The sequence below is a fragment of the Thalassoroseus pseudoceratinae genome (genome assembly GCF_011634775.1).
Classification (GTDB): domain Bacteria; phylum Planctomycetota; class Planctomycetia; order Planctomycetales; family Planctomycetaceae; genus Thalassoroseus; species Thalassoroseus pseudoceratinae.
The window spans coordinates 55527-72894 of sequence record NZ_JAALXT010000002.1 but is presented as its reverse complement, the minus strand read 5'-3'; the positions used below and the strand labels follow the sequence as shown (position 1 = coordinate 72894).

Here is a 17368-nt window from a genome sequence, read left to right as displayed (position 1 = left end):
CAACCGACATCTGTCCCCACCATACGCTGCCCCCTCAACGGATGCAATTTCACCGATCCAAACGATTGCATGCCCTCCACGGACCACCAAGACCAGATTACAGCCTAACTCAGCATACGTTCGACGATTCGGGAGATTCGTTCGATGGCGAGTTGAATCTCCTCGCTGGTCGTCTCAAAGCTGACGGAAAACCGGATTGCCGAGCGGTACACGTCTTCCGACAACCCCATTGCAACCAGAGCTTGATTCGGCATGGTCGAGCCGCTCGCACATGTGCTGCCCAGAGAACAGCAGATTCCGGCCAAATCGAGATTGACCAACAATGCTTCGGCATCGACGCCGACAAACGAGATATTCAGTGTGTTTGGCAGACGCTCGGCTCCAATGCCATTTACGACCGCATGGGGAATCGATTTGAGAAGGCCCACTTGGAGTTCGTCCCGTCGTTGTTGCATGTGTTGCGTTCGCGTCGTTTGATCGCCGTGCCACAACTCCAACGCCTTCGCCATCCCGACCGCCAACGCCACGGGTTCCGTACCGGGACGATGCTCACTTTCTTGATGTCCCCCGCGAAGCAACGGCGGCAATTTCGTGCCTCGGCGAAGTAGCAACGCCCCAATTCCCCGGGGCCCATGGAACTTGTGAGCTGCCAACGACATCGCCGTGCAGCCAAGTTCCGCGAACGATACCGGGATTTTCCCAACCGCCTGAACCGCATCGACATGCAACGGCACACCACGTTCGCGGCAAAATTCGGCGAGCAGTCGCAACTCCTGCACGACGCCGGTTTCGTTATGAGCCAAAATGACGGTTGCCATCCGAAGGTCCGACGCATCCAAATTCAATAGCTGATCATGTTGCAATCGGCCGTTTGAGTCGACGTCGAGAAACTGCAACCAGAACTCGCGATCACGTTCCAACGTCCGGCAACACTCCAAACTGGCCAAGTGTTCTCCGGCCGTCAGCAGAATGCCCCCTGGCGATGTCGCCTGTGCAAACCCCAAGAGCGCCAGATTCGTCGATTCCGTGCCACCACTGGTGAAAATTATTTCACTAGTATCAGCTTGAAGGATCGAGGCCATCGTCTCGCGGGCATCCTCCAACGCTCGCCTTGCGCTTCTTCCCAGGGCGTGATGACTCCCCGGATTCGCAAAACTCGCCCGCCAATGTTCATTCATCGCCTCCAGCACTTCGGGCCGTGGGCGAGTTGTGGCGTTGTTATCCAGATAAATGGTCGTGGGCATTCTCGTCACACATCAGGTTCGTGAATTTCAACATCTTCAGACTTGCAGTGGCTTGAAAACTCGTTATCCTAACCCAATTCTAGACTTCTTCTAAGAGAGATCACGGGTGCTGCTATGGCGGAACTTCGAGGACAAGCCAAAAAAATCGATCGCCTGATCGAAACCAAGACCAAGTTGGCCGACAAATACGAACGTAAAGCCATCAATACCGCGAGCCAACCGCAACGCAAGTCGGCAATGTATCGCTCCAACCGATTCCGTCGTCAGATCGCGAACCTGATTCGCCAGCGGGACGCGATTGTCGCTGAATACTCGAACTAGACCCTGTCTAGTTTCGATGTAGCGGGTGACGTGCGTGGTCCGTGAGGAAAACCCGTCCGAAGACGCTACACAGACGGTCAAAGCGCTCAAAAGAGTGCGTCAGCCACAAAAATACACCTTAACCGCACAAAGCATTTTCGTCTTGTGCGGTTTGTGTTGCGTTACTGGTCAAGCAGATAGACCGTCATCGAGCGTGCGCCGTGGGCTCCGATGACGAGTGACTGCTCAATATCGGCTGTTTTCGACGGACCGGCGATCCAGGCACCAAATCCCTGCTTCGAGAATGCAGTGGGGGAGTTGGCTTCCAACCACGCATATGCTTCGTGCAGATTGCTCACGACGTGACCACCTTCCACAACCAACGCAATATGTTGTGGAAGAAAGTACAGAACACGGTGCTTCAAGGTCTCGTCACTGACCCAAACGGCACCGTTTTCCGCGACGGCTAACCGAGCTGGCAGAACGGCGAAGTCGATGTCTTCCAAATCGTGGGGATCATCAATGGTGTCTGGGTCGACGTTGCCCACATCCAACCCAGAGATCAGCGAGACGGTTTTTTGCCCTTCTGTGAAGGCCAGCAGTTCTCGCAAATGATCTTGGATCTGCGAGACATTGTCAACGGGAACACAGACTCCGCCGATTCCCCCCAATGTTTCTGCAAACTGCTCACGCGGATCGGGATAGGTTGTCCAATCCCCGGCGAGTGTGGGATGCGAAACCGCCTCCACCAACTGCCCGCGAACCCGCTTTAAAACTTCATCTCGGCTGGACATAACATTCCGATCGGGACTGAACTCCAAAGTGCATTACGCACCTGGTTTGTTTCGGGCAGGGGCGAAGTTGATGTTTTGGATGTAACGAATCATCTTCGTTTTGCCATCGGATGTCTTCTGCATCCGTCCGCTGACTGCCCCGACCGCACTGATGACGTACTCATAATTGAGATTGTAGTCAGCTTCGATCTCGACTTCTTGTTCCTCGGTCAACGGATTTCCCGGTCGCCCAATCGCTTTGAGAATCAACCCATTGAGACGCTCGAAAGCGGCTGGCCCGGTTCCCAAATCGCTGTTGTTATATCGCAGACTTTGCAACTCGCCGTTGCCTTGCGCTAACAACTGAACCTTCAGCGGCGGCAAGTTTTGCTCGGGGACCGCATTGGACGCCTGAGCAGCGACGGGCATATTGATGCTGAAATCGCCTTCCGGCTCGACGATTTTGAGGGTCAACATGAAGAAGATCAGCAGCTGAAACACGACATCGATCATCGGAGCCATTTGTGGCTCGATCTTGGCGGCTTCGCGAGAGTTGCGGAATTTCATAACGGCGAACCTATTGCGTGTCGAGGGCGACGACCGAACTTAAAGCGTCTTCTGCTGAGCTTTGAGGGCGAATGTTGTGAAGCCGATTTCCTGGCAGAGCTTGATTAATTCCTGCACCTGACCAAACGGCACTTGCGAGTCCGCCCGGATCGTCACCGACACATCTTTGGGATCAACACCCGTGGCGGCGTAGTTCGCGTGTTCCAGCTTCAACGGCGACCGGAATTGTTGCACGGGCATTTCCTCTCCCGCGTAGAACACCAAAGGCGTGCCCGCTCCGATGACCTCGCCCTTTTTGTTCCGTTCATAACCGAAGTTAATGACGAACTCTTTGTCGCGTTTAACTTGCGGCGGCTGGGCCAACTGGTCCTTCGGCAGTTTCACTCGTTCGTCTGCCTGAGTTTGCTCGAAGTTCGAGATCACCATAAAGAAGGCGATCAACTGGAACACGATATCAATCATGGGAGTCATGTCGACTTCGGGAACAGTCGAGGTGGACTTCTTGAATTTCATAGCAAACTCACGCGGACCGATAAAAACTCGCCCGTGCAATACGAGCGAGAATTGGAGAGTGAACCAAAGACAATTACTCTTGCGGTGCTGCTGGAGCAGCGGCGGGAGCGGCAGCTCCGGCGGCGGGCTTCTTGTTCACGGTGGAGAAGCGGCTCATCAGACCTTCGCTGACCATACCCACTTCCAGAACCAACCGTTGCACTCGGTTTCGCAAGAGGCTGTAGAAAACCATCGCCGGAATCGCCACCGCGAGACCTTCGATCGTGGTAAACAACGCCGTCGAAATACCACCGGCCAATTCACTTGGTTTAGGTGAGGTCTTGCTGGTCGCGATGGTCTGGAATGACTGAATCATCCCGTAAACGGTTCCCATCAAACCAAGCATCGGAGCAATGGTCCCAATCAACGCGAGATAGCTCAGACGGTGCTCAAGAGCCATGTTCTCTTCTTCGCCGACTTCTTGCATGCCTTCGGCGGCTTCTTCATATCCGCGGTTGAGCTTGCTCAGACCAGCCGCCAACACGCGAGCAATGAATGAATCGTCAGCTTTCGCGGTTTCGTAAGCACCTTGATAGTCCTTTTGAGTCAGACGTTGCTCAAAGTCATCAATGAAACCCGCGGGCATCAGGTTGTCCCGACGAACTTGCAACGTGTTCATCATGATCAAGGCGACCATAATGAAGGACAGAATCAACAACAGCAGACCGAAGAAACCCGATGCGCGAATTGCGTAGCTCAGGAAACTCTCTTTCGGAGCCGGAGCATCGTCGGCGGCTTCTTCGCCACCAGCGTCCGCTCCGTCATCGGCGGCTTCTTCTTCCTCTTGAGCATAGACGGCAGCCGGGGTAAACGCAGTCGCCGTGAACGCACCGCAAGCCAATGCGCCGCAAAGCAGCATCGACCAACTTACGCTGAGAGTGGCTCCCGCATTTGAAATTCTTGACAACAAACCTCGCAACATGGATCTCACTCCGCAACGCAGATATTCGGTAACTTCCAGGTGTTTTCTGGGTGATTCACACGGCCTGCCGTCAAGCAGGGCTTCCATTGATTGAGACTGACGATTCTAAACAGCGCTGATGGTCCAACGCCAGCATTGAAGTTCGGGATTTCCGTCTTTGTCTGAATCGTACTGGGGATGACAGGTTAAACGGGCAGATCAACTGCCGCCAGCCAGTTTCTTGGCCCATTCGGAATTGCCATAGAGAGAACCCAACTGAGCCCGAGAGTCGGCGGCTCGCTCTGGCTTACCAACTTCGTTCCAAAGACTTGACAGCCGATACAAGGCCTCGGCGTGCAAATCTTTCTCTTGGTTGAACAGTACGTCGACATGCAGGTACGCGATGAGTGCGTCCTTTTTCTTGCCACTCGCCAGCAGTGTATCACCTTTGCGAAGAAATGCTTCGGCGAGCGTTTTGGTGTCGTCGGTTGCGGCTTGATCGATTACTTCCGTCAGCATCTTGGCAGCCGCGTCAGCTTGGTTCTGACGTTGCAATGTTGTCGCCAACCCGAGCATTGCCTCGAATCGGCGTGCCTTTTCGATATCGGAGGTGGCATTTGCATCGACAACGGCTTGGAACTGAGCCTGGGCTTGAGGGATTTGGTTTTGCTTCAGCAACAACCGTCCTTGCGAGATCTTCGCCGACATCTTGTAGTCTTCCCACGGAGAATTGGCGAGTTTCGACAGTGTTGCATCCGCTTTGACGCCGTCACCTTTCGCGATGTACAAGTCCGCCAACCACGAGGTGGCCGGGAAGTAGCGAAAACTATTAGGGTGTGCGGTCTGAAACGCTTCGAGCTTCGTGATCGCTTCGTCGATTTTCGAAGGATCGGCCTTGGCCATCTTTGCCAATGTGCGACCGATGAGGAATTCGATATCCGTCCGCACAATTTCGTTGTCTGGCTTCACTTCACCGAGCATTTCCTGGTAGCCCGCCAACGCGTCGTCCAGTTTGCCTTGGCCTTCGTTCCCACGCACAATCTGCAACCGCAATGGTTCTTCTTCAAAGTCCACGCGGTCGACCTCGTTCGCCGGGATCTTGTAGGTCTTCTTCAAGCTCCCCACACCACTGGTCACCACCAACTCCGTGGCAGTTTCACTGGTGATTGTGCCAGTTTTCCTCTCGTTGCCACTCCCCTTGAGGTAAACGGTATCGGCGGCTTGCACCGAAAACGCTCCGGTAAGAACCGCACCGGCGATGAGTGTTGCAACAACGTTTGAACGACAAAACAGGGACATCGGACGATTCCTGATTGATGAACGGAACAAATAACCAAACCCTTGAACAATCGGACTCTCTACGCGTCGTCGGTTGGTGGTTTCGGACGCGGCTTCGGACGTGGTTTGGCTTGTGGTTTTGGAGCAGCCCCGGCATCGGATGAACGTGGTGGAGCCGGTCGTTTCTTTCTCGGTGCTTGGCCCTCGGCTGGCTTCCGAGTGGGAGCCGGTTTCTGAGATGCGGCTTTCTTGGGTGCAGCCGCGGACTTCTGGGGTGGAGCGGCGGCCTTTTTCGTGGCCCCGCTGCGTTTTCGCGTTTTCGTTGCCGGAGCGGTGGCACCACCAGCCCCAAACACCGGTTCGGCGGCCGCATATGACGGGCGACGTGCCGGACGCTTCGAGCCTTTCATGAGGAAGAACATCGTTCCGCCAGTGGCTCCCAATGCAACTAGCAGCCCCAGAATGATGAACACCATACTCGGACCTTCCGGTTGGGTTTCTTCCGCATCGGCTGAGTCCCCGTCGGTCGATTCGGCTTCCACGATGGTTTCCGGAACAATCGTGGGAGTCTCGATCCATGTGGGATCGGATTTGACTTCTGCAACTTTCGTAATCACCTGCGGAGTCGCATTCGGATCCGCGGCTTTCTGGACATCGCGATACAGCGAGTTGAATTTCGCCAACCATTCGGAGTCCACCTGCTCGATATTGACGAACAACGGCAGGTTGCCCAGTTCTGAGGCGGCGATCTCGAGTTGGTTCTTCTTGGCGTCAGATGAACTCTGCTGATCCGCGTAAGTCTGGCGGCTGATCGCAATTTGGTACAACGAATTCAGCATTTGCTCGCGAGGCAGTTCGGATTTCGCTTCGATCTGCGTGAGATTTTGTAGCAACTCTGGTTTGCGATCGACGTCGGCAAGCGGTGAGTTGATCGCATCCCGCAGAACTTGCACTTCTTGAACAGCCGCTTGGATTTCCGCCGGTGTGGCAACGCTTTTCAGCTTGTCCAAATGCTGCTGGCCTTTGTCGGTGATCATGTAAGGAGCACCCGGATCAGCACTGACGACTTTGACCAGATCGTCAAACTCCAGCTGATCGATCGCTCCGTCAATCGCCCAAACGGCTCGCCCCAACTCCAAAGCTGCGGAGATTTCCTCAACGGTGTGCTGCTGTTGTTGCAACAATCGCAGGGTCGCTTCACCGACGAGATTTTCCACCGTCGCTTTGTGCTTCTGAATTCGGCGGTAGGTGGCACTTCCTTCTGGATCGCTCGTCACCAAGCCTTCGATCTTCCGGTTGAGTGCTTCGATCTGTGCGGCTCGTTTCTTCTCCGCATCGGCACTACCGGTGGGAGCGGACTGCAAAGCCGCGAGTTGATCCCCTAATTCCTGCCATTTCTCGGTAACTGCGATGGCATCTGTGACAGTTTTCAACCGTTCCTCGACGGGTTGAATTTCCTCTGTCGAGGCGTCGCCAGCTTTGATCGTTTCATATTCCAGCTGACGTTTTTCGAGAATCTTCGCGGTATTCTCGGCCGCGTAGATTTTCTGAAGCTCCTGGTTGAATCTGGCTTTGGCTTCCTCGTTGGATCGCAGTTGCTGCCCGATTCGCTGAGCAATTCCCTGCCATCCCCAGACGCCGGCCTCTTTGTCACCGCCGATGCCTTTCATCAGGTATTGCAAGGTGTCCGGTCGGCTACTCGCCCCCCAAGCTTGCAGTAATTCGGCCACTGCGATTTGCACTTCGATGGCGTTCGGCAACTCTTTGACGAGTTCCTTGAGCTTCTCGTAACCCTTCTCAAATTGACCGGCGGCTTGATAAACCTGACCCAATCGCAGTTTGATTCCAGTGATTCCCTGCGGTGGTTTGGAGTCCTTCGCCGCTTTGTCGAGAATCATCTGATAGGTTTCCGCAGAGCGATTGAAGTATTCCGTCGCTTTGGCCCCTTCAGCGGTTTCCCCCAACGCCAAGTAGGTTTCGGCGATCCATTGAAGCGCCCCGTATGAGGTCCCCGCATCATTTCGCTTTTGATACAGGGCATCCAAGAACTGCGAGAACGAGTTCAGAATCTGATTGAATTTCTCCGGCGGACCGGCAATCTTGGTGCGGTCCAATTCTTCTTGAATTTGCCGCCCGAGTTGGACGTAAATCTGCGTCACCTCGCTGCCACCACCTTCGCCGACGGTGGCTTCAAGCTTCTTCATCGTGTCCTGAGCTTCGTCGATTTGCTGCGTGCCAACGTACGCCCGCAACAGCAGTTGATAGACCACACTCGCAAATGCTTTGCTTTGGACACCGACTTTCGGACGCGGTTTGTCCTCGGCAATCTGAATCGCTTTGACCGGAGCGTGAGGTTCACTCGTCACGAGCCCAATGGCTTCTTTGAACTTCTGTTGATTGACGAAAATCTGCCCACGGGTGACTTTCGCGGCGATCAGGTCAGCCAGTTTCTCCGGTGGGGCATCTTTCGGTGTCGAAGCTTCAACTTTCTCGATGCCCGTTTTCAGATAGTTCTGAGCTTTGTTTTGCCACTCTGTGAGGGTCTTTTCGTCGGGGCGTTCTTCCGCGGATTTGCGGAGTGCCTTCAGATAGGCGTTCCAATACGCTTCCCCCGCGCTGATTTGAGCGGATGCGTAGTGTTTGGTCGACGAGACTGGAACGGCTCCGAACCACTTTGCGGCTTCTTCGGGAACATCGCGACGCATGTAAATCCGTCCGACGGTCATCCGGGAATCGTCCGCCAGACCACTTTCCGGGAATCGGTCGATGATCATTTGGCAGACACGTAGCAACTGATCGAGTTCGAAACTCACATCGGCTTCGTTTCCGTTTTCGTCCTTGGGCTTCGCGGCAGCTTCGTTGTAGGCTTTTACATAGGCAGCCATAGCGATCTTGGCGGCATCGCGAGCCATTTCTGGTTCTTCGCGAGCGTATCGATTTGCGATAAACTCGGTCATCACCCCAGCTTCCAGTGACCGATCCATCTTGTAATACACAAAAGCTAAGAGGTAACGAGCCAAGTTGATCTGCCGAGCGTCCACCGATGAATCGGCCAATTGCAATCCAAGTTGCAGCATCTTGGCGGTTTCATCGAGATGGGCTTCGAGCAGGTCTTCTCGTTGCCGAACTTCCGCGGCGGGCAGTTTCTTCGCTTTGGCTTGATTGATGTCGTCTTCGAATTCGCCAATCTTTTTGATCCGAACTTTCGCAAGCCCGAACGCTTCGTCGAAAGACTTGGGATCGCTGGGATTGATGTTCAACGATGCTTTCAAACGCTGCGCCATGAACTGGGCCACGTCTTTGTATTGGCCTGTCCAACGGGTGAGTTCTTGGGCTTCCTTAAGTGCCAACCGGAGTTGTTGCTCGACGACTTTCTCGGGCTGTTCTTCCTGACGGAGCTTGTTCGCCAACGATTCGTGCGCGAGAGCTTTTTGATAGCGAATCCCGAGCCCTGTGGGAGTTCGAGCCAAGATACGATTACTGGAATCACTCAACCATTCGCCGGACTCGTCGACAACGAGTTGGTAATCCGCTCGGCTTCGATGATTCAAACAGATCAAACGGAAATGCCGGACTTGGTCCTGCAAGACTCGCAACGACCGAGACACCGTCGCCTTGTCTTTGCCGTGTTCGAGGAGTTCGTTGTAAATCCCCAAGGCTTTGCCGATGTCGTCTTGCTCTTCGAAACACTTGCCTTGCCACATCCGAGCGTACAACCCGCCGACCATACTCCGATACTTTTGGTGAATCGCTTCGAAGGCGTTGGCTGCTTCGGTGAGTTTTTTCTTGAACTCATCGGAGCCATCGGTGTAGGTTTGGGCTTCCTCGTATGTGCACATCGCCAGATCGATTTGCGCCTGCATGTAATCGATTTCCGCCTTCTGGCGGGTGGCACGTTGTTCTTTCTCGTCGGCAGGAATGAACTTCGGAAAGCCTTCGTAGACTTCCTTATACTTATCGTGAGCGGACTGAAAAATCTTGCGAGCGGCGAGAACATCTTTCCGGGCTTCTTGCTGAAGCTGCGGTTTTTTGTCTTCGTTGACCGGCGAATTCGCATCCCAAATTTTCACGCGAGCTTTGCCGAGCAGGATATTTCCGCGTTCGGCCTGAGCTTTTCCGACGAGAGCATGATTGGGATTTTCCCGCACGAAGGTTTCGAGTTGCCCCGCCGCCTGATCGAGTGCCGCTTCTTGGGCCTCGGGGTTTCGCATCGTCTGGGCGTTTTTCAGCAACGTCAGTCCGCGTTCGTACGGCAGACGCTTCTTCAAATCCGCATCGAGCGTGGTGTTCTGCTCCAGCGTGTCGAGGTAGTACAACGCCTCGTCATAGAAACCTCGAGCTCGCAAACCGTCGAGGAATTCTTGGTGCAATTCCGCAGCATTTGCCACAGGTGTGAACACGGCATCCGATGCACCGATCGCTACAAAAAGGCTGAGGAGCGCCCACAAAGGTGCGACTTGCCAGCGTCGAAGATTGATCATGGTTTGATTCCGAAACGCTTCGGTCAAAGTTCGTCCGATTCAAATCGTGCTTGAAGCGGGAATGGCTAAGAAAAAGCCGAGACCGTGAGCCAGTGTTAGCCCAACGATCTTCTATAGTCAGCATAAACCGCGCTGGCGACGTTCGCAACAACACGCGTTTGGAATTGTCGTGTTATTCAGGGATTGTGAACGTGCGTCGCATAGTCGGCACAATCGGCCTGCGTTTGGTCTCGCGAGAGATGTCGACTTCGAACGGCCGACCGAGGCTGTTGCCCGCACGGTCTTCGAGAATGGTTTCCGCGACGATCTGATACCGACCGGCAACCCAGCGGGATTCCGGTTGAAATTTCCACTGCGTTTCACCGTCAGCCAACCGGACTTGTCCAGGTACTGGTTGCCCTTGGGAATCGTGAATCGTCAACACGCGGGATGCCAAAGCATGATCGAGCGGTTCATCGAAATGCACGGTCAATGTGCCGGTTCCGTTTGCCTTGGGAACTTCGTAAGTCCAAGCCGAGATATCCGGTTGCTTCGCATCGGCGGCAACGACCTGGAAAGTCTTCCGGAATTCCTGTTTGAGCGGTTTTCCACCGAGATTCTTCCAGTCGGCGTCGATGACCAGCGTGTATTCTCGACCTGCTTCCAATGCGGGACCGGAGTCCTCACGGGGTTTCAACCCGCGTTTGATCCGACCGGGATCGAGAAGTAGCGTCAGACGGGTGCCATCGGGACTCCACATTTCCTGGGCGAGTTCCAAGAACGGCAATTCGACTTCGTCGCCATCATCGTTGATCAGATGAATTAAACGGTAGGAATCGCCCTGTTGCATCGGTGTAGAGAAGTGCAAATAGAACTTCAGCAAGTTTTCCGGAAGCGTATCGCCGGACGGGAAGACATCCGTAACTTCAGGAGTTTGGGTGGGTTTCGGAGCGGGAATCTTAAATTGCGAGCGGACCGGTCCGACAGTCTTGCCCGTGAGAACCGCGTGATACGTCAAACCGGGGTCGAGGGGGAATCGAGGATGAAATTGAAGCCGGTTCTCCTGGACCGATTGAATCCCCAACAACGCCGGAGAGTCGTTAGCCGTGCCGGCCACGGAAACACGCAAATTCGCCGTGCGTAGTTGGCTGGAAGAAAGCCCGTGAACCGTGAATACGTTCGACTTTCGTTCATACACGATGCGGACCGGCGATTCCTCGGATGCAGTCCCGAGCGAATCGGAGCCGAACATCACACAGATCAACAGTGTCAGCGTCCGCATGGTTCCCTCACTCCGTTGGAATCATCCAAAACCGGCGAGACCACACAGACAGGTCTCGCCGGAATTTCATGGGGCATGTTACGGCAGTTCCATCGATTTCAGATGTTTCTTGCCGTCTTCGGTTTCTTGAATGACCACGGCGTGGGTGTCGTTCAAGCGGTCGAGTTGCACGATGCCTTTCCAATCTTCGATCGTCTCGTAGGACAGACCAGCGGTTCCGTTGATGCGTTCTTCGATGGCATCAATGTCGTCAACGCCGGCGGTCTTGATCTTCATGACCCCACGAGCACTGTTGGCCATCAACACGTAGTTTTGGCCGCTTTGTTCGTAGACGAACATATCGAGTGGTCGGTTGCGGTTGCCGAGTTCCGCGACGGTTTCTCCACGGACTTTTTTGCCGGGCTTGAGGTCGCTGATCGGAAACTTCACAAGCGGGGTACACGTGTACGCTGCAAGCAAGTGAGGCTTGCCGTCGATACTGAAGGGCACGAATGTCCGAACCGGCGAACGGGTTTCGAATTTTCCGTGGGCTCCGTGGAAGATTTCAACGCTGGTCCCGGAATCAGCTTCGGCAAACGGGAAATAAACCGCTCGCAAGTTGGAAGCGAACTCTTCGTTCGACAACCCAGCAATGATCACGCGACCGTCGAGGAACGCGATATCGGTGATGGATTCCTGACGAGGATTCTTACGACGACGACCTTGCCCGACGACTTTATCCGCCGGTGCATTGGGAATCTTCACTTGAGAGAAGGACACATCTTTCATCGCGACATCGCTGATTTCCCCATCAGGACCGACACGGAACAACGCTGGCATTGCTTGTGGTCCGCGGCCTCGCGAAACGGAGAGGAACACGTTGCCGGTAGCTGGGTTGGCAGCCATGTCATTGATCATGACGTTGTCGGCTTTGGTACCGAGAGCGGCGGCGAGCTTTTGATCAATGTTCTCGACATTCACCGCAGCCGAATCGCTGCCCGGGGTTTTCACGTCTTCTGTGTCGATCGCAAAGACGGCAGCCGATTGGGGGTCGGCTACGAACAGGATCCCTTCCGGTCCAAAGGCCAACGCTCCGGCCGATTTGATTTCCGGGGTGCCTGTCTTCAATCCAAACTGCGAAGAATCTGCCGCGATCGCTGGGGACACGATTGCTCCGAACAGTCCCAAACACATCAGACCTTGAATTCGTCGTCGCATCATGACTGGCTTCTCCATCGTCACTGCACACGAAATTTCGCGGGGGAAACAAATACCCGCGACCGTACAATTCGATTATGCCCAAAAATCGCCTGGGAAAACAAGAACGCGGCGGTCTCGCTGAACTTGATTTTTTTTTCACAACGCCATCATGTTTTCCCGGTTGGTCGCTCTTTGCTAAGTCGGGTGGAAGCCGCAGGCGGCCAATTTGATGCAAATGGGCAACCGACCGTCAGAACCTGAACGGTATAACCCCCGAGGTTCCTTGGGTTAACGGTCTTTTTTAGGAAATCCATTTTTACGCGAGCAATCTCGCGTTGTAGAATCATTCTAGTGGTGCTTCTTATTGGAATTGGGATTTGGGTGATTGCTGGCCAATGTGCGGCAAGACCTCCGAATGTCTCCGTTTCAGTGTGGTTGGACCACTGTGGACGATTTGAACTCAGCCGGGAACACGACCGGTGAGGCCCGTCCGAAGCGAGAACCTAGAGGAAATCGATTCACCAAACGGGTCGTTTTTTACCCGGTATTTGACGATCGGAGTCATTGCATGCTCTGCGAAAGTTTTTCAAATCTTAGACGCCGACTACCGGCCGCCTTGTTGGTGGCTGGGTGTGCGGTCGGCGGCGGTTGGCCGACCGGTCTTTGGGCCGACGGGCCATTGTTGCCCGGCTCCACTGCTCAGGTGTCAGCCACGAACATGGCTGATGCGTCTGTCTACAGCATGACCGACGCCACCAACACGACTTATATGGCGTTGATGGTCAAAGCGAGCAACTTGCCGGTCGTGCAAGAGTCGCGGGATCACGTCGTCCTGTTCGACACATCCGCCAGCCAAATTGGTGCGCACCGCAAACAGGCATTGAACGTTCTTCAGCAACTGTTTGCGGAACTGCCCAAAGGTGACCGCGTTTCGTTGATGGCGGTTGACTTGTCAACGCAGTCCATCACCGAAGGCTGGACCGATCCGCACAGCGACGCCGCGAAAGATGCCCTCAAAACTCTCGGCCGACGTGCTCCGTTAGGAGCCACCGATTTGGCTGGCGGGTTGGATGAGGCGTTGTCGCGTGTGACGGGCGAACGCCCCACGTCGATCATCTACATTGGTGACGGCATGAGCATGGCGGAGTTGCTCGACGCCGGCGAGGCAGGGCAACTCGTTCGCCGATTGACCATGCAACGTGTGCCGGTTCACAGTTACGCGGTTGGTCCGAAGAAGGACTTGCAACTGCTCGGCATTCTCGCCCAGCAAACCGGCGGCGTGGTATTGTTCGATTCCGCCAGTGACGAACTCGATCAGCCAGCGAATGTGGCCGAACAGTTGGCCTCCGCTGCACACGCTCCGGTTTACTACCCGGAAGAAATCACGCTCGACGATGATCGCCTGGAGATTCTTCCGCGTGAAGCGTTGCCGTTGCGAGCCGACCGGGGCACGGTTTACCTCGTGAAAGGCCGCACTGAAGACGCTGTTCAAGTCAGTATTACTGGCGATCGTCCGGAAATTGCCGCCTCCGTGCCGCAATCCGACTTCCAACGCCGCAACACATTCGTTCGCAACCTGTGGAACCGAGCGGCTCAGGATGACGGCATCAGCGTGGCGTTTGCCGGTCAATCGATGTTGCGGATGGCTCAAGCCGAGTTCGATAACAACGTCGCCGACATGGTCGCCGCCGGTGAGAAAGCCATCGCGATTGGCAATACCGACCAAGCCAAAGAGATCGCACTCGCGGTTCGCGAAATCGATCCGAAGAACGTCAACGCGGAAGTGTTGTTGCGATCGGCGAAGACCATTCATCTCCAAAATGTGGCGTTCCAACCGGGTGGAAGTCTGCTCGATGACCCCGCCGTTTTGGACGCGGCCGACGACGATATCGCTCCTCCCGCACCGGCACCGCAAACCGGTTCAGGTGGTGTCTTGGACGATGTGGAGCAAGCTCAACGGTTCCGAACCGAGAAAGTCGCCCGCGACATCGATCGCCGTCTCGGTGAAGCGAATTCGCTCGCCCAAACCGATCCGATCGAAGCCTTGGAACAGGTCAAACGTGCGGAATCCGTTCTGCGGGGTATCGACAATATCAACCCGGAAGTGCGTTTGGGTCTGTTGCGTCGACTGCGAGCAACGGGCGAGCAAATTGCGAATCGGGTCCGAATCTCTCAAGAAGAGATGGCTCGACTCGCTGAACGACAAGTCGCGTTGGAAGCTCAAGCCCGACTGCTCGACTTGGCTGCCGAGCAGGAAAACGAGCTGGAACAGTTGATCGACCGAGTTCGTGCATTGATGGTCGAAGGTTACCACGGTGACCCGGATGCGTTCGAGCGTGCGGAAGCCGTCGCCCGAGTGGCGGTTGAACTCGAACCCGGTAACGGCCCGGCAACAGCGGCCTTGTTTACCGCGGAAGCCGCCGGTCAGTTGGACAAAGCGTTCCGGTTGCGGTCGCTCCGTTACGACCGGTTCTTGGAAACCATGTACCAAGTCGAATTGTCGCATGTTCCGTTCCCGGATGAACCGCCGATCCGTTGGCCATCCGCCGCGGATTGGAAAGCTCTCACGGAACGCCGTCGCAAATGGGCATCGGTGGATCTCAAGAAGAACAGCCCGTCCGAAGAGCGGATTCAACAGGCTTTGCGGAATCCGGTCGACTTCCAGTTGATCTTCGAAGACAACACGCTCCGCGAAGCATTGCAGTACTTGGCCGATGCGTTGGACATCACGATTCTGCCGGACCAACGTTCGCTCGACGAAGAGAACATCAGCCTCGACGACGAACGAATCACGTTGGAACTTGGTCAAATCACGCTGCGAAGTGCTCTCAAGATCATGCTGGAACCGTATGACTTGACGTACATCGTGGAAGACGAAGTCATGAAGATCGTCCCGATCTCCGTGGCCGACACGAAACTCAGCACGCGGGTTTACCCGGTGGCCGACTTGGTCATTCCCATCACGAACCAACTCGCCGCTGGTTTGGGGCAAGGGTTCGGGGGTGTCGGTGGTCTTCAAGGTGCCGGTGGCTTCGGGCAGGGTGGTCAATTCGGTCAGGGTGCTGCACCGTTCGGTGGTCCTGGCGGTGGTGGCGGTGGAGCGGGTCTGTTCAATGTCCCCGCAACACCAGTGCCTTGGCGTCCGATCGAAGTCGATCAGCAAGTCGAAGAAACCAACGAATTAGATGAGAACCTGACCAGCCAAGTGGCCGGACCGTTCGGCTTTGGCTTCGCACAGGTCCAAGACAGTGGATTTCGGCTCGACAACGGGGCGATTGAGTCCCGCAAAGACGCCGATCGCAAAAAAAAACAACGGTAACATCGAAAGATAGAGAAGCTGCGCAAGACGCAAAAACTCAAAAGCCGTCGAATCGAAGTTCTGCTTCCGATTCGACGGCTTCTTCTTTGGCCGATAAGTCTACAGCCGATCCGTTACCGCTGAAGGCGACCGGCGACCCGGAAGACATTTGGTTCGACTACTTCGAATCGAACCGCCCCGATCCCGATGCCATCCGTCGGGGAATTCTCCGGCTTCACGAACAGAAGAAACCGGAGGCCGTCATCGCGGCCATCCGAGCGGCATTGGTGAACGATCAATCGCAACCTTGGATGTACGATGTGTTGGCTTTGTCGATGCAAATTGCGGGGCGTCCGCAGGAGGACATTGAGCGAGCGGTTTACTCCGGTATCGACTTCGCCGGGGCGGACTTCCAAACCATGATGATCTCGGCGGCGTACCTCACACGGTTTCATCAAGCCGAGACGGCGCTGCGAATGTATCGTCAAGGCTCGAAGATTGCACCGACTCGCCCAGAACCATACGTGATGGCTCTACGGTTGGCCCGAACCGAACGCGATGAAGCCACAATCCGCTGGGCGGCTCAAGGCGTATTGGCGTACTATTGGGCGAGCGATTTCACCCGTCTTCACAAAGAAGCGGAAGCGGCTTTGCTCGACTCGGCCGAACGTCTCCGGAAAGCCGGGCAAATGGAAGCGGCCAAAAAAGTCGAGCAAACGCGAATCGAAGCGTTGCAGCGGGATTTGGTTGTGCGACTCACCTGGAATGGTGTGGGCGATTTGGATCTGCTTATTGAAGAACCGTCTGGTTCGGTGTGTTCCTTCGACAATCGGGTGACGACCGGTGGCGGCGTACTCGTGCATGACGGATACGGTCCCGATCAGGAAAACTGTTACGAACAGTATGTCTGTGCTTTCGGGATGCCTGGACGGTACAAAGTCCGAATTCATCACGCTTGGGGCAACGTCGTTGGCAAACGGGCTCGGCTTGAAGTGATTCGCTATCAGGGAACAAAGAATGAATCCTCCCGAACCTTTACAATTCCGCTGCAAGAAGACGACACCGTGATTCGACTGCAATTGGGGAATGGTCGTCGCGAAAACCTTGCCGAAATTCCCGTAGAGACTTCCGCACTTCCATTGCGTCCGGTTCGGAATGTGCGATTGGCCCGCGGTGGTTCCGCGTCATCTCGGGAAGCCGTCCGACGCTTCCAAGACTCGCGATTGCAGCACGCCGGTTTCGGGAATATCGGATTCTCGCAGGTGATCACGAATGTCCGTGAAGGCAGTACGCTCAGCGGATCGGCCGTGGTCTCGGCGGATCGGCGTTATGTTCGTCTGAGCCTAGCCCCGGTGTTCTCGAACCTGACCGACGTCTTCACCTTCAGTTATCAGAATGGTCGGTGATGCGTCTTTGAGCCACGATTCCACTGGTCGGTCAGCCACCAAGTTGGATTCATTGGATTCTCTTACGGCTAACCGACTCAATTAAGAACATGAGCAAGGCCCCCGATTTTCCGGAAAATCGGGGGCCT

The 17368-nt window shown here is 55.2% G+C and carries 12 protein-coding genes; 3 read left to right on the top strand and 9 right to left on the bottom strand.

The window, feature by feature from the left end:
• Positions 1-104: 104 nt before the first annotated feature.
• On the bottom strand, positions 105-1244 hold the full coding sequence (locus G6R38_RS05885; protein ID WP_166821365.1) for a cysteine desulfurase family protein: 1140 nt from the start codon (positions 1242-1244) through the stop codon (positions 105-107).
• Between the two features lie 114 nt (positions 1245-1358).
• Here G6R38_RS05885 and G6R38_RS05880 point away from each other — a divergent pair, with 114 nt between their 5' ends.
• Entirely contained in the window at positions 1359-1565 is a 207-nt protein-coding gene (locus G6R38_RS05880) for a hypothetical protein (protein ID WP_166821362.1), read from the top strand.
• Between the two features lie 161 nt (positions 1566-1726).
• Here the strand turns inward: G6R38_RS05880 and G6R38_RS05875 are convergent, their stop codons facing one another.
• From G6R38_RS05875 to G6R38_RS05840, 8 genes are all read right to left on the bottom strand, one after another.
• On the bottom strand, positions 1727-2338 hold the full coding sequence (locus tag G6R38_RS05875; protein WP_166821359.1) for a LutC/YkgG family protein: 612 nt from the start codon (positions 2336-2338) through the stop codon (positions 1727-1729).
• 33 nt (positions 2339-2371) lie between these two features.
• Positions 2372-2884 (bottom strand): ExbD/TolR family protein, encoded by a 513-nt coding sequence (locus G6R38_RS05870; protein WP_166821356.1) that lies wholly within the window; start codon positions 2882-2884, stop codon positions 2372-2374.
• A gap of 39 nt (positions 2885-2923) precedes the next feature.
• Positions 2924-3397 carry an ExbD/TolR family protein gene (locus G6R38_RS05865; RefSeq protein ID WP_166821353.1) on the bottom strand — a complete coding sequence of 158 codons (474 nt, stop codon included), beginning with the start codon at positions 3395-3397 and terminating at the stop codon, positions 2924-2926.
• A gap of 73 nt (positions 3398-3470) precedes the next feature.
• On the bottom strand, positions 3471-4343 hold the full coding sequence (locus tag G6R38_RS05860) for a MotA/TolQ/ExbB proton channel family protein (protein WP_240928089.1): 873 nt from the start codon (positions 4341-4343) through the stop codon (positions 3471-3473).
• A gap of 213 nt (positions 4344-4556) precedes the next feature.
• Entirely contained in the window at positions 4557-5636 is a 1080-nt protein-coding gene (locus G6R38_RS05855; protein WP_166821347.1) for a tetratricopeptide repeat protein, read from the bottom strand.
• A 59-nt stretch (positions 5637-5695) separates the two neighbouring features.
• Positions 5696-10096, bottom strand: a complete 4401-nt coding sequence (locus G6R38_RS05850; RefSeq protein WP_166821344.1) for a hypothetical protein — start codon at positions 10094-10096, stop codon at positions 5696-5698.
• A 172-nt stretch (positions 10097-10268) separates the two neighbouring features.
• Positions 10269-11357, bottom strand: coding sequence for an Ig-like domain-containing protein (locus G6R38_RS05845; RefSeq protein ID WP_166821341.1), 1089 nt, complete (start codon positions 11355-11357; stop codon positions 10269-10271).
• A gap of 78 nt (positions 11358-11435) precedes the next feature.
• Positions 11436-12557: an SMP-30/gluconolactonase/LRE family protein gene (locus G6R38_RS05840; RefSeq protein WP_166821338.1), complete on the bottom strand. Its 1122-nt coding sequence runs from the start codon at positions 12555-12557 to the stop codon at positions 11436-11438.
• 547 nt (positions 12558-13104) lie between these two features.
• Between G6R38_RS05840 and G6R38_RS05835 the strand changes: the two genes are divergently transcribed.
• Together G6R38_RS05835 and G6R38_RS05830 are read left to right on the top strand one after the other, a co-directional pair.
• Positions 13105-15855, top strand: a complete 2751-nt coding sequence (locus G6R38_RS05835; protein ID WP_166821335.1) for a vWA domain-containing protein — start codon at positions 13105-13107, stop codon at positions 15853-15855.
• Between the two features lie 86 nt (positions 15856-15941).
• Entirely contained in the window at positions 15942-17240 is a 1299-nt protein-coding gene (locus tag G6R38_RS05830; RefSeq protein ID WP_166821332.1) for a YfaP family protein, read from the top strand.
• Positions 17241-17368 lie beyond the last annotated feature (128 nt).

Coding starts and splice junctions, on each gene's coding strand:
- G6R38_RS05880 (WP_166821362.1), top strand. CDS start 1,359: ATGGCGGAACTTCGAGGACAAGCCAAAAAAATCGATCGCCTGATCGAA.
- G6R38_RS05885 (WP_166821365.1), bottom strand. CDS start 1,244: ATGCCCACGACCATTTATCTGGATAACAACGCCACAACTCGCCCACGG.
- G6R38_RS05835 (WP_166821335.1), top strand. CDS start 13,105: ATGCTCTGCGAAAGTTTTTCAAATCTTAGACGCCGACTACCGGCCGCC.
- G6R38_RS05845 (WP_166821341.1), bottom strand. CDS start 11,357: ATGCGGACGCTGACACTGTTGATCTGTGTGATGTTCGGCTCCGATTCG.
- G6R38_RS05850 (WP_166821344.1), bottom strand. CDS start 10,096: ATGATCAATCTTCGACGCTGGCAAGTCGCACCTTTGTGGGCGCTCCTC.
- G6R38_RS05875 (WP_166821359.1), bottom strand. CDS start 2,338: ATGTCCAGCCGAGATGAAGTTTTAAAGCGGGTTCGCGGGCAGTTGGTG.
- G6R38_RS05840 (WP_166821338.1), bottom strand. CDS start 12,557: ATGATGCGACGACGAATTCAAGGTCTGATGTGTTTGGGACTGTTCGGA.
- G6R38_RS05870 (WP_166821356.1), bottom strand. CDS start 2,884: ATGAAATTCCGCAACTCTCGCGAAGCCGCCAAGATCGAGCCACAAATG.
- G6R38_RS05855 (WP_166821347.1), bottom strand. CDS start 5,636: ATGTCCCTGTTTTGTCGTTCAAACGTTGTTGCAACACTCATCGCCGGT.
- G6R38_RS05865 (WP_166821353.1), bottom strand. CDS start 3,397: ATGAAATTCAAGAAGTCCACCTCGACTGTTCCCGAAGTCGACATGACT.